Origin of the sequence: Pseudomonas lini (assembly GCF_030812475.1) — a bacterium.
In the GTDB taxonomy this organism is placed as follows: domain Bacteria; phylum Pseudomonadota; class Gammaproteobacteria; order Pseudomonadales; family Pseudomonadaceae; genus Aquipseudomonas; species Aquipseudomonas lini_A.
The window spans coordinates 51,718-77,275 of record NZ_JAUSSR010000018.1 but is presented as its reverse complement, the minus strand read 5'-3'; the positions used below and the strand labels follow the sequence as shown (position 1 = coordinate 77,275).

At 60.3% G+C, this 25,558-nt stretch carries 23 protein-coding genes; 11 read left to right on the top strand and 12 right to left on the bottom strand.

Features of this window, described 5'->3' with window-relative positions; translation table 11 throughout:
* The first annotated feature begins 44 nt into the window (after positions 1-44).
* Positions 45-1,067: an aldo/keto reductase gene (locus J2W17_RS27720; protein WP_307342375.1), complete on the top strand. Its 1,023-nt coding sequence runs from the start codon at positions 45-47 to the stop codon at positions 1,065-1,067.
* Between the two features lie 70 nt (positions 1,068-1,137).
* Here J2W17_RS27720 and J2W17_RS27715 read toward each other — a convergent pair whose 3' ends face one another.
* From J2W17_RS27715 to J2W17_RS27685, 7 genes are all read right to left on the bottom strand, one after another.
* Complete coding sequence (locus J2W17_RS27715; protein WP_307342371.1) at positions 1,138-2,421, bottom strand: OprD family porin; 1,284 nt, start codon at positions 2,419-2,421, stop codon at positions 1,138-1,140.
* Between the two features lie 173 nt (positions 2,422-2,594).
* Positions 2,595-3,551 (bottom strand): LysR substrate-binding domain-containing protein, encoded by a 957-nt coding sequence (locus J2W17_RS27710; RefSeq protein ID WP_307342368.1) that lies wholly within the window; start codon positions 3,549-3,551, stop codon positions 2,595-2,597.
* Between the two features lie 25 nt (positions 3,552-3,576).
* The gene (locus J2W17_RS27705) at positions 3,577-4,893 is read right to left on the bottom strand and encodes an NAD(P)/FAD-dependent oxidoreductase (protein WP_307342365.1); all 1,317 of its coding nucleotides are present in this window, start codon (positions 4,891-4,893) and stop codon (positions 3,577-3,579) included.
* Positions 4,894-4,914: 21 nt separating this feature from the next.
* The gene (locus J2W17_RS27700) at positions 4,915-5,256 is read right to left on the bottom strand and encodes a hypothetical protein (RefSeq protein ID WP_154855613.1); all 342 of its coding nucleotides are present in this window, start codon (positions 5,254-5,256) and stop codon (positions 4,915-4,917) included.
* The gene (locus J2W17_RS27695) at positions 5,253-6,566 is read right to left on the bottom strand and encodes a spinster family MFS transporter (protein ID WP_307342362.1); all 1,314 of its coding nucleotides are present in this window, start codon (positions 6,564-6,566) and stop codon (positions 5,253-5,255) included. The genes J2W17_RS27700 and J2W17_RS27695 overlap by 4 nt, the downstream gene beginning before the upstream one ends.
* Before the next feature lie 180 nt (positions 6,567-6,746).
* On the bottom strand, positions 6,747-7,655 hold the full coding sequence (locus tag J2W17_RS27690; RefSeq protein WP_307342358.1) for a LysR substrate-binding domain-containing protein: 909 nt from the start codon (positions 7,653-7,655) through the stop codon (positions 6,747-6,749).
* Between the two features lie 84 nt (positions 7,656-7,739).
* On the bottom strand, positions 7,740-8,807 hold the full coding sequence (locus J2W17_RS27685) for a hybrid-cluster NAD(P)-dependent oxidoreductase (protein ID WP_307342356.1): 1,068 nt from the start codon (positions 8,805-8,807) through the stop codon (positions 7,740-7,742).
* Between the two features lie 339 nt (positions 8,808-9,146).
* Here J2W17_RS27685 and J2W17_RS27680 point away from each other — a divergent pair, with 339 nt between their 5' ends.
* Entirely contained in the window at positions 9,147-10,331 is a 1,185-nt protein-coding gene (locus J2W17_RS27680) for an aromatic ring-hydroxylating oxygenase subunit alpha (protein ID WP_307342353.1), read from the top strand.
* A 180-nt stretch (positions 10,332-10,511) separates the two neighbouring features.
* Here the strand turns inward: J2W17_RS27680 and J2W17_RS27675 are convergent, their stop codons facing one another.
* Entirely contained in the window at positions 10,512-11,945 is a 1,434-nt protein-coding gene (locus J2W17_RS27675; protein WP_307342350.1) for an NAD-dependent succinate-semialdehyde dehydrogenase, read from the bottom strand.
* 163 nt (positions 11,946-12,108) lie between these two features.
* Between J2W17_RS27675 and J2W17_RS27670 the strand changes: the two genes are divergently transcribed.
* Together J2W17_RS27670 and J2W17_RS27665 are read left to right on the top strand one after the other, a co-directional pair.
* Positions 12,109-13,071, top strand: a complete 963-nt coding sequence (locus J2W17_RS27670; RefSeq protein ID WP_307342347.1) for a hydroxymethylglutaryl-CoA lyase — start codon at positions 12,109-12,111, stop codon at positions 13,069-13,071.
* A 2-nt stretch (positions 13,072-13,073) separates the two neighbouring features.
* A complete protein-coding gene (locus J2W17_RS27665) occupies positions 13,074-13,886 on the top strand; it encodes a cupin domain-containing protein (protein WP_307342344.1) in 813 nt (270 codons plus the stop codon).
* Between the two features lie 79 nt (positions 13,887-13,965).
* On the opposite strand, the gene J2W17_RS27660 is transcribed toward J2W17_RS27665, so the two are convergent.
* Genes J2W17_RS27660 through J2W17_RS27645 form a run of 4 tightly spaced genes read right to left on the bottom strand, consistent with a single transcriptional unit; the run spans position 13,966 to position 17,909 of the window.
* Positions 13,966-14,793 (bottom strand): ABC transporter permease, encoded by an 828-nt coding sequence (locus J2W17_RS27660; protein ID WP_307342341.1) that lies wholly within the window; start codon positions 14,791-14,793, stop codon positions 13,966-13,968.
* On the bottom strand, positions 14,793-15,761 hold the full coding sequence (locus tag J2W17_RS27655) for an ABC transporter permease (protein WP_307342337.1): 969 nt from the start codon (positions 15,759-15,761) through the stop codon (positions 14,793-14,795). The genes J2W17_RS27660 and J2W17_RS27655 overlap by 1 nt, the downstream gene beginning before the upstream one ends.
* On the bottom strand, positions 15,758-16,828 hold the full coding sequence (locus J2W17_RS27650; RefSeq protein WP_307342334.1) for an ABC transporter ATP-binding protein: 1,071 nt from the start codon (positions 16,826-16,828) through the stop codon (positions 15,758-15,760). Before J2W17_RS27650 ends, J2W17_RS27655 begins: the two co-directional genes overlap by 4 nt.
* A gap of 25 nt (positions 16,829-16,853) precedes the next feature.
* Positions 16,854-17,909 carry an ABC transporter substrate-binding protein gene (locus J2W17_RS27645; protein ID WP_307342331.1) on the bottom strand — a complete coding sequence of 352 codons (1,056 nt, stop codon included), beginning with the start codon at positions 17,907-17,909 and terminating at the stop codon, positions 16,854-16,856.
* A gap of 246 nt (positions 17,910-18,155) precedes the next feature.
* On the opposite strand from J2W17_RS27645, the gene J2W17_RS27640 reads away from it, so the two are divergent.
* The 7 genes from J2W17_RS27640 to J2W17_RS27610 all read left to right on the top strand — a co-directional run bounded on the left by J2W17_RS27640 (position 18,156) and on the right by J2W17_RS27610 (position 25,496).
* Entirely contained in the window at positions 18,156-19,535 is a 1,380-nt protein-coding gene (locus J2W17_RS27640) for an aspartate aminotransferase family protein (RefSeq protein ID WP_307342327.1), read from the top strand.
* 66 nt (positions 19,536-19,601) lie between these two features.
* Positions 19,602-20,135, top strand: a complete 534-nt coding sequence (locus J2W17_RS27635; protein ID WP_307342324.1) for a MarR family winged helix-turn-helix transcriptional regulator — start codon at positions 19,602-19,604, stop codon at positions 20,133-20,135.
* 3 nt (positions 20,136-20,138) lie between these two features.
* The gene (locus tag J2W17_RS27630) at positions 20,139-21,104 is read left to right on the top strand and encodes an NAD(P)H-dependent flavin oxidoreductase (protein WP_307342321.1); all 966 of its coding nucleotides are present in this window, start codon (positions 20,139-20,141) and stop codon (positions 21,102-21,104) included.
* Positions 21,105-21,118: 14 nt separating this feature from the next.
* Positions 21,119-21,865 carry an enoyl-CoA hydratase/isomerase family protein gene (locus J2W17_RS27625; RefSeq protein WP_307342318.1) on the top strand — a complete coding sequence of 249 codons (747 nt, stop codon included), beginning with the start codon at positions 21,119-21,121 and terminating at the stop codon, positions 21,863-21,865.
* A complete protein-coding gene (locus J2W17_RS27620) occupies positions 21,862-23,103 on the top strand; it encodes a CaiB/BaiF CoA transferase family protein (RefSeq protein WP_307342316.1) in 1,242 nt (413 codons plus the stop codon). The genes J2W17_RS27625 and J2W17_RS27620 overlap by 4 nt, the downstream gene beginning before the upstream one ends.
* A gap of 2 nt (positions 23,104-23,105) precedes the next feature.
* Positions 23,106-23,858, top strand: coding sequence for an enoyl-CoA hydratase/isomerase family protein (locus tag J2W17_RS27615; RefSeq protein ID WP_307342313.1), 753 nt, complete (start codon positions 23,106-23,108; stop codon positions 23,856-23,858).
* 9 nt (positions 23,859-23,867) lie between these two features.
* Positions 23,868-25,496 (top strand): AMP-binding protein, encoded by a 1,629-nt coding sequence (locus J2W17_RS27610; RefSeq protein ID WP_307342310.1) that lies wholly within the window; start codon positions 23,868-23,870, stop codon positions 25,494-25,496.
* Positions 25,497-25,558 lie beyond the last annotated feature (62 nt).

Genomic DNA, 25,558 nt, shown 5'->3' with positions numbered 1-25,558 from the left:
CCGGAACGCAGCATGTTCCTGTCTTTTCTTCCTGGAGGTCGGTCATGCACTATCGCTCATTGGGCAGCTCTTCCTTGCAGCTTTCAGTTTTGTCATTCGGCAGCTGGATCACTTTTGGTACGAGCCTTGATCAACGCGGCGCTAACGAGTGCCTTGCTTGCGCCTACGACCATGGCATCAACTTCTTCGACAGCGCCGAGGTCTATCTCGGCGGCGAAGCGGAGCGCATGCTCGGCGAAGGCATCCGGACGCTTGGATGGCCTCGCGACGGTTACTGCATTTCCAGCAAAGTCTTGTTCGGAACAGGCGACAATCACGACGCCAAGCACCCATCACGCCCTACTCAGCAAGGGCTGAGTCGAAAACACATCACTGAGGCCTGCCATCAGTCGCTGCGACGGTTTGGGGTCGATTATCTCGACTTTTTCCTGTGCCATCGTCCCGAGCCTGGCATGTCGATAGCGGAAATTGCCTGGACGATGAATACCCTGATCCACCAAGGCAAAGTGTTGTATTGGGGGACATCTGAATGGCCTGTAGCAGATGTTCTGGCGCTGATCGTTTTTTGCAAGAACCACAACCTGATCCCTCCGCAGCTGGAACAGCCGCAATACAATCTTTTTCATCGCCAACGCGTTGAAGATGAGTATCAACCCCTTGTCCATGAACACGGCTTGGGGCTGACCACCTGGTCTCCGCTGGCATCAGGCATTCTGGCTGGTCGTTACGATGAAGGAACGACGCCGGGCAGCCGACTGACAACCGAAGGTTTCGCGTGGCTTGAAGATTTTGTGTTCGAGAACAAACGCGAAGCACGTATCGCGGCGGCCAGGCAGTTGAAGGACATTGCTTGCGAGCTTGGGGCGACACGCGCGCAGCTCGCGCTGGCCTGGGCGCTGCAAAACCGTTCGGTCACATCGGTATTGATCGGTGCCTCTAGTCTGAAACAGTTGCAAGAGAACCTTGGCGCACTCGAAGTCATGCCACACCTCGACTCCTCACTGCTGACCAAAATCGAGCAAGTCATAGAGCGCACGTCACCGATAATGTATCCACCAGGCACGTGAAGGAACCGCAAAACGGCGAGCCTTCATCGGCTCGCTTTTTTTCCCCCACAGAATTGAACGCCGCCCCCGATCAGAATAAATCCAGTGGGTAATTAGTAATGATCCGCACTTGATCCACATCGCCATCAGCCTGGGCTGAATTGGCGCGGTGGATGGTTTGTTGCACGGTGAAGGAAAGGTTCTTGGCCGGGCCGCTCTGGATGACATATTGCAGCTGGACATCGCGCTCCCAGTGCTTGCCCCCGTCACCCAGCGTTGCGTAATAGGCATAGGCGCCATTGGGATCGACCTTGGTGTTGTCGATGCCGGAGCCACGCAGGTAACGGGTCATGAAGCTTAAGCCCGGCAAGCCGAAGGCGGCGAGATCGATGTCATAGCGCAGTTGCCAGGAGCGCTCGTTCGGTGAGTTGAAATCGGAATAGAGCACCGAGTTGGCGAGGTAAATGGAATCGCCGTCGCCGAGATAATCGAAGGGCTGGTCTCCATCGATACGCTGGTACGCCAGCATCATGGAATGCGCGCCTGTACGCAGCCGCGCATAGCTGCTCCAACTATTGGTATGAATTTCACCCGCCTGGGCACTGCCCTGATCGCGGGTGCGATAAAGATTGGCACCCAGCGCCAGGGACTGGCCATCGTCGAAGTTGAAGGTCCTGGCAAGGTTGATGTAGGTCTGATTCCAGACATCCTCGAAACGGGCCTGATACACACTCAGCAACGTGCCGTCGGCGAAGCTGTAGTCGACGCCCAGGTAGCTGGCGGAACGGAAGCGGGTACCGCCGTATTCGGTGGTTATTTCGTCGTCATGATTGCTGCTGGCTTTGTGGCGCGCCGCATGCAGATGACCGCCTTGCAGGGTCAGGCCGTCGATGGAAGCGTTCTGCAGCGAGACTCCCCGAAAACTCTGCGGCAACAGACGTCCGTCACCGCGCTGGAACACCGGTGTGACCGGAAACAGATCGCCCACCTTCAGCTCGGTATCGAACGCTCGCAGCTTCAGCGCCCCGCCGCCTGCGGAGAAATCATCCTCGGCGCGGCGCTGGCTGTCCAACGGCAGCAGATTGGTGCCCGAGGTGCCGCCGCCGCTGTCCAGCTTCAACCCCAGCAACGCGTGGGCATCGACGCCGATGCCAACTGGCCCCTGGGTGTAGCCGGAGCTGAAAAATGCCTGGAAACCCTGGGCCCACTCTTCGCGATAACTCTGTTGGCGCGAGTTGAAAACGCCATCGCCGCGGCTGCGAAAATCCCGGTTGAAGTAGAAGTTGCGGTTGATCAGTTGCAGCGAGCTGCCGTCAACGAAACCCTGCGGCCGCGCGGCGTCGTCGGCGGCCATCAGGGGCAGACTGAACAGCATTAAGGTGCATGCACAGAGCATGCATGGAGTACGGACAGGATAGGACACGTTGGCCAACCTCTAGTTGTTCTTGTATGAGGAGGCGCCAGTGTTGCTGCGTCGGCCAAAGCCGGACAAACGATCATTTTCAGTGCAGTGCATGCGCATTTTGCATGCTGGAGAAAAGGCGACAATCAGCTGTCCGAGGCAAGCCCCAGAAGGCTTCGGGTCGCCTCATTGGTGCGCTTTGCGTAGCCGAGGATCCAGTCCTTGAACACCATGTGCGGGCGAGATTCCTCCAACGCCTTGGCATAAACGAGATGCTCGACGTGCCCGGTATTCACCACTTCTGCGACCGGTCGCAGCAGCGTACCGTTGCTGAACTCCGCCAGCGGCGCGACATAGGCCCACATCAGCACCACGCCCTGCCCGGCCAAGGCCGCGCGACAGGCAAGGTCGTAGTTGGAAACCGAGATGGTGTAGTTGATGCCGCCGGTTTCACAACCCGCGCGGCTGAACCAGTCCGGCCAGCCCTTCACCGTGCGCAGGTGCTTGACCTCGAAATCGATCAGCTTTTCCCGGGAAAGGTCTTCGATACTGCTGATGCTGCGGCCCCTCAGATATTGCGGAGTACAGGCGGGAAAGATCACTTCCTCGAACAGGCCAGTGGACACAAAACCGCCCCGCTGTCCCTGGTCATAGAGAATCGTGAAGTCGGTTTCATTGTTTTGGATAGCGGTGTAATCGTCACCGTCACCGGCAATCACCCGGACCCGGATATCCGGATGCTGGTCCTTGAATTCAGCGATCCCGGGCAACAGCCAGAAGCTGGCGATCGCCATACTGGCACTGATCGTGACGGTCGGGCTCCTGTCGTTCTCGATGGTATCCAGCGTCCGGCGCAGCTCCGACAAACTTCGCTCGATACCGCCCAACAACGTTCTGCCGGCCTTCGTCAGGTTGAGGGTCTTGTGCGTGCGAGTGAACAATTGCACGTCCATGCACTCTTCCAGATGCTTGATCTGACGGCTCACGGCACTTTGCGAGAGGTTTACCTCCTCCGCCGCCTTGGTAAAACTCAGATGCCTCGCGGCGGATTCAAACGCTTCAAGATTCTGCAGCGGAGGAAGTCGTTTTCGTGAAATGCTCATGGCCACCCTGGGAAACATCGTCTGTCTAGTACTCCTGCCTCCCGACCCAGCGTTCCTTGGCCAGATAGGCTTTCACGCCAATATCCAGGAATGGTCTGGGCGGCAATTTCTGCGGCTCGCCCAGCTCCAGCATATCGGCGATCAGGTCATTCTCCACACCGCAGGCGAGGTCAGCCAACGTCACGCCAGCAATGGTCTGCTTGGCAATACCGACGCCGTTGCACCCCACCGCCGCATAGACATTATCGTCAATACGGCCCCAGCGCGGCGCGCCATTACGCGTAATGCTGAAAAAGCCCATCCAGAAGTGTTCCATCGCCACGTCCCCGAGGTCAGGGAAACGCGCCAGGAACACCGTCTTGTGCTGTTCGCGTACCCGCGAGCGAGTGCTCTCATTGACCTGCATGCTCGGGGTAAAATCGAACTGCTGGCGAATCAGGATGCGGTGGTCGCGGGTATAGCGCATGGTCGCGCCGCTGACCGCGTTCGCGGGTGTCACGCCCCACTCCTCCACATCGCCTATCCGCGCGCGCTGCTCCGGCGTCAATGGCCGGGTCAGCGTGCCATAGGAAGCGACGTTGAACATTTGCCGTTCAAAGCCGGGCAGCTGTGAGGCACTGCCATTGTTGGCAAGAATCAGCTTGCGTGCGCTGACTGAACCTTGCGCGGTGGTGGCGCAAATCATCCTGCCACATTCCAGGCGGGTCACGGCACTGTTCTCGAAGACCGAGACGTTGTCCGGCAAGGAATCCGCCAGCCCGCGGGTCAACGCCGAAGGGTTGAGCAGGATGCAGCCCGGCGTGTAGATCCCGGCATGGAAAAATGAAGTGCCCAGGCGCTTGGCAAGCGCCGCCTGCTCCAGCCATTCGTAAGGCTCACCGAGCGACTGCAATTCGTGGGCATGATGCCTGAGCAAGGTCTCGGCCAGATGCGGCGCGGCTGCGCAGTGATACTTGCCCTTCTCGCTCCAGTCGCACTTGATCTGCCGCGCCTTGACGATGTCATCGAGGTAGGCGATGCCCGCCTTCATCAGGCGCTTGTAATTGCCCGCCTTTTCCAGCTCCGCAACGGAGCTCCCGACGTTGTGCGGCACATCGATGGCGAATCCGGAATTGCGACCGGAAGCATTGTCCCCCGCCTCGCCCGCCTCGAGCACCACGATCATGTCGTTCGGGCAGTTGTGCGCCAACTGCCGGGCGGCCGCAAGTCCGGCATACCCTGCGCCAATGATCAGCCAGTCGGCATCCACCTGCTGCCGCAAGGCGGGATGCGGACGCCGCGGCGCAAGAATCGCCGACCAGCCATTGGTGCGGTCATCATGAGGTTTGAGTTTTATGTCCATCTGCGCTGCATCCATGATCCGTCACTCGCCTGGCGGTGTGATGACGAAGAAGACTTTCGCCTTCGAGCCGAAATACTTCACCGCGGTGTTTTTGGGGATCCGCAAGGTGGTCTCGGGCCCGCCTTCAAAACGTTCACCGGACTCCAGCTGGAAGCCGAACGTCCCCTCCAGCACGATCATCACCTCGTCGTAGTTCAGCGTCTTGTAAGGCGACTCATCCCCGTCCCATTTCGCAAATCCGGCCAGCAACGGCCCGTCATCGTCTTGCGCGATGGACCAGCCCATTTCGACCCGGGCATTGCCGGAGAGCGGTCGCTGGCTATAGCGCACCTGCGCTTCGTTGACACTGAGTGGCTGGTTCATAGCGATTCCCTTTTCATGTGCCGGGCGCAAGCCCAATAGTGGTAGGCCGCCCAAAGGCCGGTGAAGGCGCAGCCCAGCAGCACGTAGCGCAACGACTCGGCCGGATTGCCGATGCGTGGCGCGACGAAGTCAGACAGCAGGCCAACGAGCTGTGGCGCGATCGCGAGGTTGGCGATGTTCGCGGTAAACAGCAGGATGGCCGAACCCTTGGCGCGCATGCCCGCGGGGTAGAGGTTCTGCAGCAGACCGATGGAAGGGCCGATGTAGATGTAGGTGATCGGTATGAAGAGCCAGAGCAGGACGTGCGCGATCTCCAGCCTGTCGGTGGCGAACAGGGCGATGGAGAACAGCGTGCCGAGCAGCGTCGTCCAGGCCACGAAGCTCGATTGCTGGTGCATCGGCTTGCTGCGCAACAGCAGCATCACCAGCACGGTGATCACCATCATCGCGGTACCGGCAAGGCCATGGATCGGCCCGAGCATGCCGCCCGCCTGACCCACCGACATCGAGTAGGTACGCACCAGGAAGGACGTTGTCCACCAGAGAATGCCCCACCCCCAGAAGGTGACTACAGTGGCCCCGGCGATCAGGTGGAAGAGCGCCCGGCTCTGCAGTGTGTATCGGAATGTCTCCCTGAAGCTGGTGTTTTCGCTGTGGATGTCAGGGCTGATGCCCTCATCGTGCACCCTCTTCGGTTCGCGGATGCACAGCCATACCAACAGGGCGAACGGCAGTCCGCATAGCCCGAAGACCAGCAACGTGGTGCGCCAGCCATAGGCGTCATTCAGGTAACCCGCGCCTGATGCACCGAACCAGGCACCGACACTGGCGCCGATACCGTAAACCGACAGGGCAAAGGCGCGCAGTTTAGGTCGAAACTTGTCGGCAATGATCGAATGGCTAGGGGGTGTGCCGCCTGCCTCTCCGATACCAACACCGATACGCGCCAGCAAGAGTTGCCAGAAGCTGCTGCTCAGGCCACAGAACACGGTCATGGCCGACCAGACCGCCACCGCCGCGCCGATCATGCGCTTGCGGTTGGTCCTGTCTGCCAGCGCCCCCAGCGGAAGGCCAGCGGCTACATAGAAGATCGCCAGCGCCACACCGGTAAGAAAGCCGACCGAGGCGTCGCTGAGTTGAAACTCGTTTTTGATCGGTTCGATCAGAGTGGACAGGACATAGCGGTCGGCGATATTGATCGCATACACCGCGGTGAGAATAAAAAGCGTGGTCCAGGCGCCGGAACTGGCGACCACGGATGAAGCACTGGGCGACAAGGTGCCGCTGATGCTGTTCGACGGTATGGACATGGTTTTCCCTCAGACGTTGTTCTTGTTGGAAGGGATGGACGGCAAAGTCCGTGTGCAGGTCCAAACTACCCGCGGCAAGGGATTGGCAAAAGCGCATTTTCCTTGTGCACTGCATGCGTCAGGCGCATGCAAACGCCGCCAAGGCGCAACACCTCCCGACGGATGCCTGAGGAATGGCGATCAGTCGCGCACAAGCTGTTGCGCTGTAGTGGCGACTACCCAATCCCACAACGTCTGCGCCATTGGCGTCAGCTCACGCGCTGCCGGGCAGGTGAGGTATTCACCTAGCCCGGTCTTCAACGTCTCGTCGCAAACCCGGCATAGCTGCCGGGTGCGGAGTTCGTCGGGAAGTGCTTCCGCCCAGGCAAGTGCAACACCTTCGCCGGCGAGAGCCGCCTTGATCGCCAGGTCATAACTGGACACTCGAATGATCGAGCCCTTGTGCGCCCCCAGGTACCCCACCTGACGCATCCACTGACGCGTGGAGATTGTTGCCGGGTCGTTGGACTCAAGTTCGATCAGGTCGCAGTGGGACAGGTCGGCCAGGCATCGAATACGATGTTCGTCACGGTATTCTGGCGTGCAGATGGCAAAAATCTCTTCCTCCGCGATACGGTGCGCCCGCAGATCCTTCCAGCTGCCATCGCCGTAGACGATGGCGAAATCGGTGTCGGCACCCTTCATGTTCAAACGATCTTGTGCGCCAACCACCCGCACATCGATCTGGGCATGAGATTTGCGGAACAGGGAAATCATGGGAATGACCAGATAACTGGCGATGCCGGAACTGGCACTGATGGACAGGCTCGGCGCCAGACAGTCATCGATCTGCTGCACCGCTTCCTTGATGCACTGAAGACTCTGGGTCACCGCCCGATAAAGCACGGCGCCGCTGGAGGTGAGAATCACATCGTTGCCCTTGCGTTCGAACAGAGGCGTACCGAGGCTCAGCTCCAGGCGTTTGATCTGTTTGCTGACAGCGCTTTGGGTCAGATGGAGTTCGCTGGCCGCCCTGGTGAAAGTGCCGAGCCGTACGACTGCATCGAAGGCCACGATGGCACTCAAGGGCGGCAACTTCTTCGAGCTCATGGACAGATCCCTATCGATCAGACGCTTTATCGGAAGCGCTTGAGGGTACTGCCAAACATTCACCTGGGCAATTTGTTGCAGCGTTCAATAATCGATGGTCACATCGCCTTTTGGCGTGCTGCAGCAGGACAGCACATAGCCCTGCGCCAACTCCTCGTCACTGATGCCACCCTTGTGCTCCAGAACCACCTCACCGGCGCTTTTGAGTACCAGGCAGGTGCCGCAAATGCCCATGCCGCAGGCTTTGGGAATATGCAGACCAAGCTTGCCGGCCGCCGCGTGCAAGGTCTCGCCCGGCGTCACGCGCACGCTTTTTCCGCTGCGGGAAAACGCTACCAGGTGCGTCACCTGCTCCGGGGCTTCGGCGATCGGCTTGCACGCCTTGGCGGGAGGTGGAGCGAACGCTTCCTCGTGATAGCGACGCATATCAAAACCGGCCATCTCCAGAAGCTGCCGGACCGCCGACATGTAGGGCGTCGGGCCACAGCAGAAGATCTCCCGCGCAAAAAAATCGGGCGCCATCAGGTCGAGCATCGCTCGCCCGAAGTAACCGCGATAGCCGGCCCAGGCTTCGCCAGTCTCGTATCTTTCGCACACCAGATGCAGCTTGAACTGCTCACTGCGCGATGCCATGTGGCGCAGTTCGCGGTGGTAGATGATGTCCCTGGGCGTGCGCGCGCTATGCACGAACACCATGTCCACCGCGTCATGGGTATCGAAGAACCAGCGTGCCATGGACATTACCGGGGTGATGCCGACACCGCCGGAGAGCAACAACACCTTGTCCGCCGGAAAGTCGATGGCGTTGAACTGACCCGACGGGCCGTGCACTGCCAGTTGATCGCCTTCCCCGAGGTTATCGTGCAGCCAGTTGGAGACCTTGCCACCCGGCACGCGCTTGATGGTCAGGGAAAAGCTATAGGGCTGCGAGGGTGAACTGGATAGCGTGTAGGAGCGCATGACAGGTTCGCCGTCGATCTCGAGCTCCAGGGTGACAAACTGACCCGGTTTAAAGAAGAACATCAGCGGCTGTTCGGCTACGAAACTGAACGTTCGAACGTCATGTGTTTCTTGAACAGTCCTGACACAACGGACGAGATGCCGGCCGTTGTTCCAGGTCTGCGCAGTAGTGGATTGCGCGAAGGTATTCATATCGAGTCCGCTCTTGATTGTTGTTCTACGGGTCACGCTGCGATTTCAATAGTGAATGTCCCCCACAACCACCGCAAAGGAACGTTTGACATGCGCCGATTCCCTCGTGGAATAGCCTGCCGAACCCATGAAAAACGGAATGACTGCCATGCCGCGTTTTCGTTTGGCGGGGGCAGGTGCATGCCTTATAAAAAGCAGGCTTCAGACCAAAGCCGGCCTCTCGAACAGATACCCGGCGGGATAAAAATAATGAACGCCCGTGCCGGCGATACTTGATGAGGAATGGAGATGACAGGCTGCAGCCACAACAGCAATGCAAGCACGCTCGCACGCAGTGCAATGGCCGATCTATTTGGGCAATGCGTACGGGGTCACACCTTGCCGCAACAGCTCTACACGTCCGAGGCCGTGTTCGACTTCGAGATGAAAGCGGTATTCGCACGTTCTTGGCTACAGGCCGGGCATCTGGCGGAAGTCGTCAAAGTCGGCGATTACATCACCGTGCAGCTGGGCAAAACATCCGTCGTCATCATCCGTGAATCGGAAAGTTCGGTGCGTGCTTATTTCAATGCCTGCCGGCATCGCGGCTCGATGATTTGCACCAGCGAAAAAGGCTCGACTCGGCGCCTGGTCTGCCCTTATCACCAGTGGACCTACGACCTTAAAGGCAACCTGATCTTCGCCAAAAACATGCCGGCCGATTTCGATCAAAGCCGGCACAGTCTTATCCCGCTTCAATGCGAAGTGGTGGCCGGCGTGATCTTTATCGCACTGTCTGATGACGTGCCTGACTTCGGCGAATTCCGCCGCCAGATCGAACCGATGCTGGCGCCCCATGATCTGGAAAACGCCAAGATCGCTCACGCCGCGGTACTGCCCGAACACGCCAACTGGAAACTGGTCATGGAGAACGGTCGGGAGTGCTATCACTGCAGCGCACGGCATCCCGAGCTGCTGTCGTCCTTCCGCGATCCCACCGAAGACGATTACTTTGAAGGCCAGCCAGACTGGATGACCCACTTCGAGGACATCTGCCGCAGCAACGGGCTGATCAATGGTCCGGCCGAAGGTCCGTGGTTCGACATCCTGCGTTTCCCGATCAAGGACGGCGTCCAATCCCTCACGCTGGATGGACGCTACGCCTGCTCGAAACTGCTGATTCCCACCGGAGAAGGCAACATCGGCACGTTGCGATGGGCCACCGAGCCGAACGCGTTCAGCCATGCCCTACGGGATCACGCCTTCACCTTCGAGGCCTGGCCGATCGATGTCGGCACCACGCACGTGCGGGCGAAGTGGCTGGTGCACAAGGATGCGGTGGAGGGTCGTGATTACGAACTGCCGCATCTGACCGCCTTGTGGAGTGCGACCAACGACCAGGACAAATGGCTGGCCGAGAACAACTTCCGTGGCGTGCAGGGCGCGGGCTATGTCCCGGGTCCGTACTCTTCGAATGATGAGAAAAAGGTCATCGACTTCGTCAACTGGTATCTGGATAGCGTTCAAAGCTATCTGGACAATTAAAGAGGTCGCGGGTCGAAGTCCTGACTGGCTTCGGATGCTGCCCCGCACCAATCAACCCGTGACCGCCCGGTTTTCGTGGGCCGGGCGGTCCCGGGGTTGCCTTGCGACAACGCTATAGGGCCAGGGATCAACCGCCTCCCCAGTGCGCCATGCACCCCGTTACCGGGGTCTCTTTAAACTTCAGAGCCCCGCCTGGCTGATGAACTTGGTCGTCAGATAGGCATCCAGGCCTTCAGTCCCGCCCTCACTGCCGTGACCACTGGCTTTGATGCCGCCGAACGGCGTTTCCGGCAGGGCCAGACCAAAGTGGTTGATCGAGACCATCCCGGCTTGCAGGCGATTGCCCAATTCGGTGGCCGTTTTCAGTGAGCGGGTGAATGCAAACGCAGCCAGCCCGTACTCCAGACTATTGGCTTGCGCGATCACGCTGTCCAGGTCATTGAAACGCAATAACGGGGCCACCGGACCGAAGGGTTCTTCATTAAGCAGCCGCGCCTGCTTCGGCAAGTCGGTCAATAACGTCGGTTCGAAAAAATGCCCGGTGGCACCGATGCGGTTTCCGCCGGTCAGCACCGTGGCGCCCAGATCCCGGGCATCGGCGATCAACTCCTGGACCATCATCAAGCGCCGGGCGTTCGCCAGCGGCCCCATCTGACTGGAGGGGTCGAAACCGTCGCCCACCTTCAATTGCACTGCCAGTTCGGTAAATCGCCGGGCGAACAGATCGAACACGTCGTCATGCACATAGAAGCGCGAGGGCGAAGCGCACACCTGTCCGGCATTGCGGAACTTGAGGGCGCAGGCCAACGCAGCGGCGGCTTCCACATCGGCATCTGCGCAAACGATAAACGGCGCGTGGCCACCCAGCTCCATTGTCGTCAGTTTCAAATGCGTCGCCGCCAGGGCTCCAAGCTGCCGGCCCACGGCCGTCGAACCGGTGAACGAGACCTTGCGGATGACCGGCGACCGGATCAGGTACTCGGAAACGTGTGCCGGGTTACCGAACACCAGGTTCAGCACGCCCTTGGGTACACCGGCATCGTGGAAACAGCGCACCAGTTCGATCACGGCGCCAGGCGCCTCCTCCGGACCTTTGATGATGATGCTGCAACCCGCCGCCAGCGCCCCTGCAATCTTGCGCACCGCCTGATTGATAGGGAAATTCCACGGGGTGAAAGCCGCTACCGGGCCGACCGGCTCGCGCACCACCAACTGGCGTACCGCTGCGTGACGTGAGGGCACGATACGGCCATAGGCACGCCGCCCCTCCTCCGCATACCACTCAATGTGGTCCGCCGCGCTTTTGGCTTCCATGGTCGATTCCGCCAGCGGCTTGCCCTGATCCAGCGTCATGCACTCGGCCATCAGCGCATGGCGATCACGTACCAGTGCAGCCACTCGCCGCAGGATGCCCGAGCGGTCGAAGGCAGACGTCGCAGACCATGTTTCAAATCCGCTGGCAGCGGCAGCCAGTGCCGTATCGAGATCGTCGCTCGAAGCCAGTGGCAACTGCCCAAGCGTCTCCCCCGTCGACGGATTGAGAACCGCCGCCGTGTTGCCGGCGCTGCCGGCAGTCCATTGGCCGTCGATGTAGAACAACAAGTCGGTGTACATGGATCACTCCTCGGAAAAGGTCATTGGACGCAGGCGATGGTGCAGGCATCGACCCTGCATCAGCGGTCCTGAAAACGCAGTAACAGGTTGACACTATCAACCATATACTCGTAAATTTGGTTCACCATGTCAACCATGTTTCATGATCACCTCTGAGGCCCCAATGAGAGACGTCATCCTGTGTGAATGTTTCGCCCGCGACGGTCTGCAGCACGAACCGGACTTTCTGCCTACCCAGATAAAACGCCAACTGGTGGAGCGATTTGCTCAAATCGGCTTTCAACGGATCGAAGCAACCTCCTACTCCAACCCCGCGGTGATTCCGCAATTTTCCGACGCCAGCGCGCTGTTGGCGACGCTGCAACGGCGTGCCGGGGTTTTCTATAAAGCGACCTGCGCCAACGTGCGGGCAGTGGAGCGAGCGGCCAGCGACCTCGCCGCTGGCCACGGTGCCAATGAAATCAGCCTGCTGGTATCCGCCTCTGAGTCGCACTCGCTGAAAAACCTCAAGCGCAGCCGCGAAGATCAATGGTTGAACATAGAACAGATGGCCGATAAGGCCCTCAATCGATTCCGCCTGATCGGCACGATTTCCGTGGCGTTCGGCTGTCCGTTCGAAGGGCGCGTCAGTGAGGCCGCTGTACTGGCGGATGTCGAACGGTTTGCCAGGCGCGGGGTGAAGTTCGTCACCCTGGGCGATACCACCGGCGTCGCGACGCCACAGAGCACCAGACGCCTGTTCAGTGCGGTGCTGGCGACGTTTCCCGAGATCACTCCGATCGCTCATTTCCACGACACCCGCGCGACCGGACTGGTGAATTACGTCGCGGCCCTGGAAGCCGGGGTCACCCATTACGACTGCGCCTTCGGGGGTGTCGGCGGACATCCGGCCAAGGTCAAGTATGGCGGCGGCCATACCGGCAACGTCAGCACCGAAGACTGGATCAACCTGCTGGAGTCAATGGGCGTGCGCACCGGTATCGACCTGGACCGCCTGCTTGACGTGGCGGCCGAATGTGAAGCCGCTCTCGGTCGCGAACTGCACAGCCGGGTGCTGCGCAGCGGGCTGAATCCACTGCTGAACACCCATTCCCCCCAAGCGACATCATCTGAAGAAGAGGTATAAAAATGCTCAGTCTCAATCCGGTTGCCCGCCAGCTACGGTTGTTCTGCGGCGTGTTATTGCTTTCGACGCCCGTGTTCGCCAGTGATAAATTGCTGCTGGTCGAACGTGACGATTTGATCAGCGGCCCGGCGAGCGAAACACTGCTGGGCCAGCACATCTGGGAAATGCACAAGACCGCCCTGTCGCGCACGACCCTGGTGCAGCTCGACCAGCAGACGCCGGTGGTCAGGCATGACATCGGCGAGCGCACGCTGATCGTGCTGCAAGGCAACGTGCAGGTTCGCTTCGCGGACCGGGAAGTGGCCCTCGCAGCCGGCGATTACCTGGCGATCCCGCCGGGACAGGCTTATCGGATGACGCCGCTGGATAAGGAGAAAGTCCTGCTCCTGGGTTTTGATGTGCCCACCATCGACATGGCGAAGGCCACTGCCGTCGATTTCTCCACGCCAACCAATGGCCCCACGCCAGTCGTCAAGAAACAGCAAGCGGTCATGGCCAGCCCGCCTGGCTGGAATGACCCCAGTGACCGTGGCTGGACCTTGATCAAGACGCCGCAAAAGCGCGTCAATCTGGTGGAGATGTTCTCCGAGCTGAAAAATCACAGTCACCCTGACGCCGATCACTCGCTGATTCTTCTCAGCGGCAGCGCGCGGGTCGTGACCCCGACTGAAGATCGCATCCTGAAGCAAGGCGATTACGTTTCCATTCCGCAGAATGTCCCACACAAGTATTACGTCGAAGGCAAGCAATCGGCGCTGTTCATCAGCTTCGACGCTCCGGCATACGATTCGGCGAAAACCATCTACTTCGAGTAACAGCGCTGCACTCGTAGGGCCGAAAAAAAACGCATGGACCCGGGTCCATGCGTTTTTTTATGGGCACCCGCGTAGCGAATCAGTGTTGCTGACGACGCTCCAGACGCTTGATGTACTGCATCGCCACCAGCAGGAGGATCGACAGCACAATCATCAAGGTCGACACCGCGGCCACAGTCGGATCGATCTGATCGCGAATGTTGGCAAACATGCGCCGGGGCAGCGTCGAGCTTTCACCGCCAACGATGAACAGCGCAATGACCACCTCATCGAATGAAGCGATAAAGGCAAACAGCGCGCCGGAACAGATCGACAAGCGCAATTGCGGCAAGGTCACTGTCAGGAAAGCCCAGGGCCGCGAAGCGCCCAGGCTGCGTGCCGCCATTTCCTGATTCATGTCGTAGCCCTGCAGGCCATTGCCCACGGCGATCAGCACAAAGGGTATCGCCAGCACACTGTGAGCCAATACCAGGCCGGTGATGGAGTTGTTCAGCCCGGTACGCGAATAGACGAAGAACACGCCGACCGCCACCAGGATGATCGGTACAAGCATCGGCAGCATCATCAGGCTGTTGACCAGCTTCGCCGCGCTGCCGCGCACCTGCGACAGGCCATAGGCTGCCAGCGTGCCCAGCACCGTGGCGATGCAGGTCGAGATGACCGCCACTTTCACCGTGACCCAGGTCGCCATCATCCACTCGGGCGACCCCAGGTAAGCCTCGTACCAGCGCAGGCTCCATTCCCGGGGCGGAAACTCCAGGTATTGCGACGCGGAGAACGACATCGGAATGACGATCAGGCACGGAATGATCAGGAAGAGCAGGATCAACCCGACGAGCGCGTATAACCAGAGCCGGTGCGCGTGGGTGATCTGCGTCGGCGTCACCGCTTGATTGAGCTTGAACATCAGTCGGTCCTCCCTTGTCCATTAAGCCCGAACAGTTTGCGCATCCCCCAGAGGATCAGCACCGTGGCGACCAGCAAGGCCACACCCAACGCACTCGCCGCCCCCCAGTTGCCGTACAGGGCAATGGTGTCGCTGATTTTCATCGACCACATCGACACCCTGCCACCGCCCAACAATGCCGGGGTCAGGTAGAAGCCCAGGCAGATCACAAAGACCAGCGTGATGCCCGACGCCAGGCCAGGCAGCGACAACCGCAAGAAGACCTGACGGAATGCCTGGGACGGCGTGGCACCGCAATTGGCCGCTGCCGACATCAACAGCGGATCGATGTTTTTCATCTTGTCGTAAAGCGGCAGCACCATGAACGGCAACATGACGTGCACCATGCCGACGACGGTACCGAAGAAGTTGTTCACCAGCGCCAGCGGTTCATGGATCAGGCCCAGGTCGAGCAGCCAGTTGTTGATCACCCCCTGGCGCTGCAACAACACGAGCCAGGCGTAGGTGCGCACCAGAATCGAGGTCCAGAACGGCAGCAGGACGAAGGCCATGCAGATCTGGCTGGCGCGGTCGGGCAGTTGCGACAGCAGGTAGGCCAGCGGATACCCCAGCAGCACACACACCAGCGTGACGCAGAACGCCATCTGGAAGGTGATGAGGAAACTGCTCAGGTACACCGGCCGTAACAGGCGCAGGTAGTTGTCCAGCGTCAGCGCGCCATTGCTGTCAAACGCAGAGAGCCAGAACAGCCAGCCCAGCGGCACCGCCAGCACCAGGAAGACCAGAATGAAACCCGGTAGCGTCAAGGACAGCAGGGCCCAGCGTTCCTTGAGTTCGGCCATCGCCAGGCGACGGACCATCGGGTCTTCGCCGCTGGCGCCCCTGTCCCTTGTGCGAGTATAGAGACTGACTTCTTTCATCGGCTTGACCCTCTGGAGCTTTTGACGAGGGGGAAGATCGGCATTCATGCACCCTCCGTCACCAGCAAGGTGTCTTCGGCATGCAGCCAAAGCTGAACCGCAGCACCGGGTGTCGGTACCGCTACGTCGCGGAATCCTTTCTGGTGGCGAGCCGTGAGCTCGCTGCCGTCGGACAGCACCAGACCGACGTGATAGCTGTCGCCCTGATAAACCACATCACGGGCCACGGCGTCGATCCGGTTCATCGCGCTGGCGTCGGTCGGAACCTGCCATTGCAGACGCTCGGGGCGTACCATCAACACCCGCGGTTGCGACTGCTTGAGGGGCGTTCCCGGCGGCAACTTCAGCGGCCGCCCCTGGAACAGCACGGCATCCCCGCCCTCTTCCACAGGGAAGAAACAGCTTTCGCCGATAAAGCCCGCGACAAAACGATTCTGCGGTCGCTCGTAGAGCGCGTCCGGTGTATCCAGTTGCGCTAGTTTGCCCTTGTTCAACACCGCGATGCGGTGGGAGAGCGTCAGCGCCTCCTTCTGATCGTGGGTGACATAAATCGTGGTCATGCCCAGTCGGGCGTGCAGGCGCTTGAGCTCCAGTTGCATGTGCTCGCGCAGGTTTTTGTCGAGCGCCGAGAGCGGTTCGTCCATCAACATGATCTTCGGCTCGAACACCATTGCCCTGGCTAACGCAACGCGCTGCCGTTGGCCGCCTGACAGCTGATGGATCCCGCGCTCGCCGAGGTGATCCATCTGCACCATTTCCAGGGAAGCCTTGACCCTGCGGGTTCGCTCCGCACCGCTGACCTTGCGCAAGCGCAAGGGATAAGCGACGTTTTCTGCAACGGTCATATGCGGGAACAGCGCGTAGTTCTGAAACACCATGCCGATGTCCCGCTTGTGCGGCGGGCAGGTCAGGAACTCTACGCCATCGACCTTGATGCTCCCCGAATCCGGGCGGATGAAGCCCGCCAACACATTGAGCAAGGTTGTCTTCCCCGACCCCGACGGGCCCAGAAGCGTCAGGAATTCACCAGGATTGACGTCCAGGGAAACATGATCGATTGCGGTGAACGACCCGTAACCTTTATAGACATCCCGAATCGCTATATTGCCTTGCATAACGCCGACCTCCATAAAACACCGTTTACCGTGCAATCAACTCTTTGTAGTCTTCCTGGACATCACCGATGTGTTCGCCCCACCACCGAGCGTCCATGAGGGTTTGCCTGGCCCGATTGGCTGGCGACATGTTTGAACTGCTCAGCGCGTCGGCCGGGACACCGGGTTGCTCGAAGGCCAGGCTGTTGGTCGGGCCGTAGTAACCCATCATGGTCGCGATCCGGGCCTGGATCGGCGCGGAGACGGAATTGGCGATCAGCTTCTGTGCACCTGGCACGTTCCCGGCACCTTTGAGAATGGCCATGCAGCCATAACCCAGCAGACCGTCTTCATAGGTATAGGCTACCGGCGCCTTGTCCTTCACCACGGAGTCGACGCGGCTGCTCCAGATCGCGATCAGATCGACTTCGCCATCCTTGATCAGTTGCGCGGATTGAGCACCGGAGGTCCACCAGACGGCGACATGAGGTTTGATCTTTTCCAGCGATGCGAGGCCGCGTTTGATATCGAGCGGGTAGAGTTGATCTCGCGGCACACCATCGGCGAGCAAGGCCACTTCAAGCATTTCATCCGGCGCTACGGAAAGCGCACGGCGACCCGGAAACTTCTTCACGTCCCAAAACTCTTTCCAGCTTTTCGGGCCTTCCTTGAATTTGTCTGTCCGCCAGCCCATGACCACCGAATAGCTGTTGGTCGCGATCCAGTTTTTATCCCGCGCCAGGCTCGGGACACCGTTGGCATCGATCACGGAGTAGTCCAGCGGTTCGAGCATCCCCTGCTTGGCCAACGCCGCGCAGTCGTTGGCGCCGATATGAATGGCATCCCATGCGGGCTTGCCGGATTGCACCTGCAGGCGCACGGCGGGTTGTCCGTCATGGGACTCTGTGCGCAGCTTCAAACCGGCCTTTTCCGCAGCCGGCTTCCACAACGTGGCGATCAACGCATCCTGCAAACCACCACCGTAGCCGGCGACGGTCACTGTAGACGGATCGGCCGCCCACACCTGCGGCGCGATCAACGCTGCGCCCGCAACCGCCAACAGATGCCGCCTTACTGCTGAAAATTTCAGGGTGTCGAACATTTGCCATCTCCTGTTTCTAGCGCCCGATGAGCGCGGACTTGTTATTAGGCAGAGATAAAGATCAAACCTTGGAGCAGCTTTGCACCAGCCCGACCGTGTCTGCGGTCGTTTCTCTTCACGGCATGAAGCGCCAGAAGATGGTTGACAACATGAACCACATGATTCACATTGTCAACCATATTGAAGCCACCCAATCAACGACGATTGCACTCAATGCGCCAATCGCAACCCGAACGGAGAACCGCCATGTCCAACCCACTGCACGCCAGCGACATCGCTTATCACATCCATAGCCAGACCAACCTTGCCAGCCATGAAACGGTCGGCCCGACGGTGATGGTGCGTGGCGAGGGCATCTATACCTGGGATGACCAGGGCAAGCAGTATCTGGACGCCATGTCCGGCATGTGGAGCGCTGCGCTGGGTTACAGCGAAGCACGTCTGGAAGCTGCGGCGCTGCGCCAAATGAAGCAATTACCCTACCACCAGAACTTTGCGCATCGCTCGACCGAGCCGGCCATTCAGTTGGCAGAGCGCCTGATTTCGCTGGCGCCGGTGCCGATGTCCAAAGTGCTGTTCGCCTGTTCGGGTTCCGAAGCCAACGACACCGCGATCAAGCTGGCCTGGTACTACTGGAGCGCCCTCGGCCAGCCACAACGGCGCAAGATCATCAGTCGCAATCGTGCTTATCACGGCACCACCATCGCCAGTGCCAGCCTCACCGGCCTGGCTCATTTGCATCAGGATTTCGGCCTGCCGCTCCCGGGTTTCCTGCATGTCACCTGCCCGCACTTTTACCGCGAAGGGTTGCCAGGCGAGACTGAAGAGGACTTCTCCACCCGCCTGGCCGCCGAGCTGGAAACGCTGATCGAGCACGAAGGTGCCGACACCATTGCGGCCTTTTTCGCCGAACCCCTGATGGGCACCGGCGGGGTTATCACGCCACCGGCCGGTTATTTCGAAAAAATCCAGCAGGTGCTCAAGCGTCACGACATTTTGCTGGTGGCCGATGAAGTGATCTGCGGCTTTGGCCGCACCGGAAACTGGTGGGGGTCGCAAACCTTCGGCTTGCAGCCGGACATGATCACCTGCGCCAAGGCACTTTCGGCGTCCTACCTGCCGATTTCCGCACTGATGATTTCCGAGCCGGTGTATCAGGCAATGAAAAGCCAGAGCGAAAAAATCGGCATCTTCGGCCACGGTTTTACCTATGGCGGCCATCCGGTCCCGGCCGCCGTCGCACTGGAATGCCTGAATATTTACGAAGAACGGCAACTTCCGGCGCACGCGCAACACGTCGGTGCCCGGTTGGGCGCGGGCTTGCGCAAGCTGGCCGACCATCCGCTGGTGGGCGAGGTACGCGGCGCCGGGCTGATGTGGGGCGTCGAGGTGGTGGCGGACAAAGCCACCAAGGCGGCCTTCCCGAAAGACTGGAAGGTCGGCTTGAGCGTGTCGAAGAACACCGAAGCCAATGGAGTCACGGCCCGCTCGTTGAACGACAGCGTAGTGTTCGCACCGCCGCTGATCATCACCGCCGCGGAAGTCGACGTGGTGCTGGAGGCTTTTGGCAAAGGTCTGGATGCCAGCCTGGCGCAACTGCGCGAGCAATCGCGGTTTAGCGGTTGAGCCCAGGTCCGGACTCCCGAACAATGAGAGGCTGATTCCTTCCCCTAGATAGCCCTTCGGTGCCTTATGAAAAAAACCACAGCAGCCGCCGCTCGAGACCCTGAAATCACCACGGACATGCGCGACCTGTTCTCTGTCCAGCTGCAACGTCTGGCCGGCCTGTCGAGTCGTATCGCCGCCATGACCATCCCCGCGCATTTCGCTATCACGGTGCTTGAGTGGCGAACCCTGGCGATTCTCGATTACCTCGGCCAGGCGCCTCTGGTCCAAGTCGCCAAGCATGCCAGCGTATTGAAAAGCCAGATGAGCAGGATCGTCACCAACCTGACCAAGCGGGAATTGATCGAGCGTCAACCCAACCCGGAGGACGGGCGTAGCGCACTGCTCTGCCTGAGTGCGGAAGGCAAGGCGATGGTCCACCGGATCCTCGAAGACTCCCTGGAACGAAACGAACGCATGTTGAGCGGCTTATCGGCCAACGAGCTCAAGCAACTGCGTGAACTGATGCAGCGCGTCTACAGCAACAGCCTCGAGTACTACGGCGAACTCAAGAAAAACAATCCGTACAACCTGAGTCCGGAGAATGATGATGAGGAATGAAGCATGTCGATCGACACCCGCCTGACCCGTTTGCTCGGCATCCGCTACCCGATCATTCAGGCCGGCATGAGCTGGGCGTCCAGTTGCGCAGCCCTGCCCGCCGCCGTGTCCAATGCCGGTGGCCTGGGCGTTATCGCCGCAGGGCCGATGCGCCTGGCCGACCTGGCCAGCACACTGCGCCAGGTGCGTGAGCTGACAGATAAACCGTTTGCGGTGAATATCCCGCTGTATCGCAAAGGCGCAGATGAAGTCCTGGACCTGCTGGTGGCCGAACGCGTACCGGTGATCGTTGCCAGCCAAGGCTCGCCAAAGGCGCACTTGCAACGTTTCAAGGCTTACGGCGCCACCTGGCTGCACGTTGTCGCGTTCGTCGAGCACGCACGCAAGGCAGCCGCAGCAGGGGTCGATGGGTTGGTCGTGGTCGGCAGCGAAGCAGGCGGTCATCCGCCCGCCAATGAAGTGAGCACGCTGGTCAACGTACGACGGGTCTTGCAGGAGGTCGACTGCCCGCTCGTGGCCGGCGGCGGGGTCGCCGACGGTTACGGCATTGCCGCCCTGCTCGCACTCGGTGCCGATGCCGTGCAGTTGGGTACCCGCTTCATGTTGTCCGAGGAAGCGAACCTTCATCCGGCCTACAAGCAGAAGGTTCTCGACGCTGACATTGCCGATACCGTCCTGGTCGGGCGCGGATCGTTACCGGTGCGCAGCGTGCGCAACGCTTTTACCGAGCGTGTTGCCCTGGCCGAGCGCGACGGCATGCCACAGGTGGCTCCCGATGACTATGCGGCACTGCTGGCTTCGGCCAGCCTGAAACAGGCTTCATTCGATGGCGATGTCGACAACGGCAAAGTGGAAGCCGGGCAAAGTGCCGGACTGATCCATCAATTGCTGCCCGCCGCGGCCATCATGCACTCCCTCATTGAAGAACTCGAACAGGCCCTTGCCCGCCTGCGCGCCATGCAACCCTGACAGGAGCACTTTATATGACCGAACAACAGGTCGTTCTGCGCGAAACCCGGGATGGCGTACAGACGCTGACGCTGAACCGCCCGGACAAACTCAATGCCTTGAACTTTGCACTCACCGAGGGGCTGGTCCAGGCGCTGAAGGAGGCCGATGCCGACACATCGGTGCGGGTGGTTATCGTCACCGGTGCCGGTCGTGGTTTCTGCGCAGGTGCCGACACCCGCGAGTTCACGGTACTGACCCCGGACAATCAACCGCTGGTCGAGCAGCGCGCCGCGCTGACCACCGAGTTGCAGGGGCTGGTCAAGCAGATGAGCAAGCCGGTGATCGGAGCCGTGAATGGCTACGCAATGGGCGGCGGTAGCGGCCTGGCGCTGTCCTGCGATCTGGCGCTGGCGGGCGAAAGTGCACGCTTCGGCTATCCGGAGGTCAAGCACGGCATCGTCGCGGCGATTGTCATGGCCGGGCTGGTCGAGCATGTCGGGCGCAAAGCCGCCTTCGACCTGGTCGCCACGGGTCGCACCCTGGATGCCCATGAGGCTCGGCAGCTGGGCATGGTCAACCGGGTCGTGGCCGACGCCGATTTGCTTGGCGAGGCCCGCGCCCTGGCCCGGCAGATCGCCGCCCATCCGGTGCAGGCGATGCAGGCCACCAAGGGCATTTTCCACCGGGTGACCGAATTGCCCTTCAGCGAAGGCCTGAAGATCGGTCAGCAATTGAATGCGCAGATGCGTGCCTTTCGCCAAACGGAGTTGCAGTCATGAAACCCCTGGAAGGTGTAACGGTCGTTGAGCTGGCCCGTGTGCTGGCGTGCCCCTTTGCCGGCATGATACTCGCTGAACTGGGGGCCCGCGTGATCAAGGTCGAACAACCGGGCGACGGTGACGAGACCCGTGGCTATGAGCCTTTTGTGCGTCAGGCAGACGAGAACGTCGACCACCTCGACGAGGATGCCCAAGCCGAGGCACTGGGCCGTGAGCGCAGCGCCTATTTCTATGCCTTCAATCGGAGCAAGGAATCGATCACCGTCAATCTGCGCACGACTGAAGGCCAGGAAATCGTCCGCAAACTGGCCTGCGAAGCCGACGTGATCCTGGAGAATTTTCCGGTGGGCACGCTCAAGCGCTACGGTCTGGACTGGCCAGTGCTCAAGGCGCTCAATCCGCGCCTGCTCTATATCTCCTGCACCGGGTTTGGGCAGACCGGGCCCTATGCCAGCCGCAAGGGTTACGACACCGTGTTCCAGGCCATGAGCGGCATCATGAGCCTGACTGGCGAGAAAGATGGCGGTCCGGTTAAACCGGGGATACCGGTCTCGGATTTGAGCTCCGGGTTGTGGATTGCGCTGGGTATCGTGTCCATGCTCCAGGGCAGACAAAAAGAAGGCGTGGGCGCCTACCTTGACTTCTCCATGCTTGACGGACAAATCAGTCTGCTGGCCTTGGCGGCTGCCCGCTATTTTGCACTGGATGAGGTGCCCGAGCGTTTGGGCACCGAGCACCCCGGCCGCGTCCCGTCGGCCAGTTTCCGCTGTGCCGATGGCGGTTACGTGCACATCACCGGCGCCGATCAGCACTGGCATCCGCTCTGCGCCCTGCTCGGCCTCGAGTCGCTGGGAACGGACCCTCGCCTGCAACACAACAGTGGCCGTGTTCTGCACCGCGATGAAGTGATGGCGACCTTGACCGACGCCATCGCCCTGCTGACCCGCGATCAGCTCTGCACTGCCTGTGACGCAGCGGGAGTACCTGCCGGGCCGCTGAAAACCCTCGACGAGGTGGTGGTCGACCCACACCTGCGTGCACGCGGCGTATTTGCTGACTTCGAGCATCCAGAGGGCGGACGCTTCCCGGCCATTCAGTTGCCGTTTCAGTTCAACGGTTACGACAACCCGGCGGCCAATCGCCCGCCACTGTTGGGCGAGCACACCGATCAGGTGTTGCAAGACCTGGGTTACAACCCGCAAGACATCGAAGCCTTACACCGTTCCGGAGCGGTATAGCCATGACTCAGCCTGATCTGTCCTCGGTTGTCACTCTCACCGTGGTGGAAAATATCGCCACCCTGACCCTTAACCGCCCTCAGGCACGCAACGCCTTGAATACGCAACTCTGCCTTGAGCTGCACTTGGCGATTCGTGAGGTTGGCAAGCGCGACGATATTCATCTGTTGCTGGTGCGCGCCAACGGGCCGGTGTTCTGTGCCGGTGCCGATCTCAAGGAGCGCAAGGAGATGGATGAAGACCAGATCCGTGCGCGACGCATCAAGGCCTTCGCTTTGTATGCCGCACTGGAAGACCTTTCGATACCGGTGATCGCGGTCGTCCAGGGCCCGGCGGTGGGCTCCGGCTGCGAAATTGCCAGCGCCTGTGACTTCATCGTCGCCAGTGACCAGGCCAGCTTCCGTTACCCGGAGGCACGCTGGGGCACCGTTGGCGCGACTCAACGGCTGCCACGCATTGTGGGCCGGCGAATAGCCAAGGAGCTGATGTTCACGGGGCGAGAAGTCAGCGCCGAGGAAGCCAAATCCATTGGTTTGGTCAATCAAGTGCTGCCTCATGCCGAGTTCGATCGCTATGTCGAGAGCCTGGCACGTGAGATCGCCTCGGCACCGTCCCATGCCATTCGCAGCGCCAAGCGGACCATCGACAAAGGCGCCGATGACAGTCGCTTCGGCGCCCTGGCCCACGAGATCCTCGCCATCGAGGACAACCTGACTGAAGGCACCTGGCGTGCCGGCATGACATCTTTCGTCTGAGGAATCCCCATGACTGTATCGACTTCTCCGCTGCCCGGTCCGCTTTGGTCAGTATTGAATGACATTGCGCGGCAGCACCCCGACAACGACGCATTGATCGCCGAAGACGGTCGCCTGAGTTACGGCCAGTTACTCGAACAGGTAGACAGCGTTGCTCGCGCCATGCTCGGGCTGGGCCTGCAACGGGGCGAACATATTGGCCTGCTGATGGGCAACTCCGTGCAATGGGCGGTGCTCTGGTACGCCGCCGCTTCGCTCGGTCTGGTCTGCGTGCCGTTCAACACCCGTTTCCGTGGCGAAGAGCTCAGTTATGGCCTGGCCCACGAAGATGTGCGGGCACTGTTCTGCGTCGATACCTTTCTCGACAAGATCGACTTTGTCGGCATGCTCGGCGACGTCGAGCCGGCGATAAACACCACGCTGCCGGGAAAAAAACTGCCGCTCTTGCAGCACTTGGTAGTTTTTGGCCAACGAGTACCAGGAGCTGCACTGAGCGAGGCCGCCTTTCTTCAGCTCGGCACCGATATCCAGCCCGCTGAATTGACGGCAGCACGCACGCGCGTAGAGTCCGACGATACGTTGTTGATCCAGTTCACCTCGGGCACCACCGCCTTTCCAAAAGGAGTCATGCTCAGCCATGCCTCTATGCTCGGGATCGCCAAGTGCGTGGCGGTTCGCATGGGCGTGCGCTCGGAGGATCGCTACTTCAGTCCTCGACCGTTTTACCATGTGGCCGGCAGTACCATGTCATTGCTGGTCGCACTGGTTCATGGTGCGACCCTGGTCACCGCCGCGACGTTCGATCCAGCCCAGGCGCTGGCGATCATGGCGCGTGAGCAGTGCACCTTGACCTCGGGTAACGACACCATGTTTCTGATGATGCTCGCCGAACCTGGCTTCAATACTCATCGCTTGTGCCTGCGCGGAGGCTGGGCGGCAGCCAGTCCGCAGATCCTCCATGACGTCGTCGAGAAGATGGGAGCGAAGGACATTTGCAACGCGTACGGCCTCTCGGAAGCGTCACCGAACCTGGTCTTTTCCGATTACCGTGAACCGCTGGATCTACGCCTTAACGGCTCCATGACCACCCACGCAGGGCTCGACATCCAGGTCCGCGATCCGGTCACCGCAGAGCCCATGCCATTCGACCAGCCCGGCGAAATCTGCGCCCGCGGCTGGAGCCTGATGAAGGGTTACTACAAGCTTCCCGATCAGACAACGGCCACCTTGCGCGATGGCTGGCTGCATACCGGAGACCTCGGAACGCTGTCGGCGGACGGACGCCTGAAGTTCATCGGTCGACTCAAGGAAATGTTCCGTGTCGGTGGCGAGAATGTCTCGCCGCTGGAAGTCGAACAGGTGCTGCTCAAACACCCTGCTATCGAATTGGCACAAGTGATCGGCGTCCCGGACCCGCGACTGGGAGAGGTCCCTGCGGCCTATGTCACCCTCAAGCAGGGAGCCGCGGCCAGCAGCGAAGACCTGATCGCTTTTTGCAAGGCACGCTGCGCCAATTTCAAGGTGCCGCGTTATCTGTGCATTGTCGAAGACTTCGAAAGCATCGGCATGACGGGCTCGAGCAAGATCCAGAAAAACCGGTTGCGCGACTTTGCCATTCACCAGCTGGGACTTGCCTGAGTACTGCGCCGCGTCAATCGATATCTGGACAGCTTTCGCCCGCCATTGGCGGGCGGGGGCCG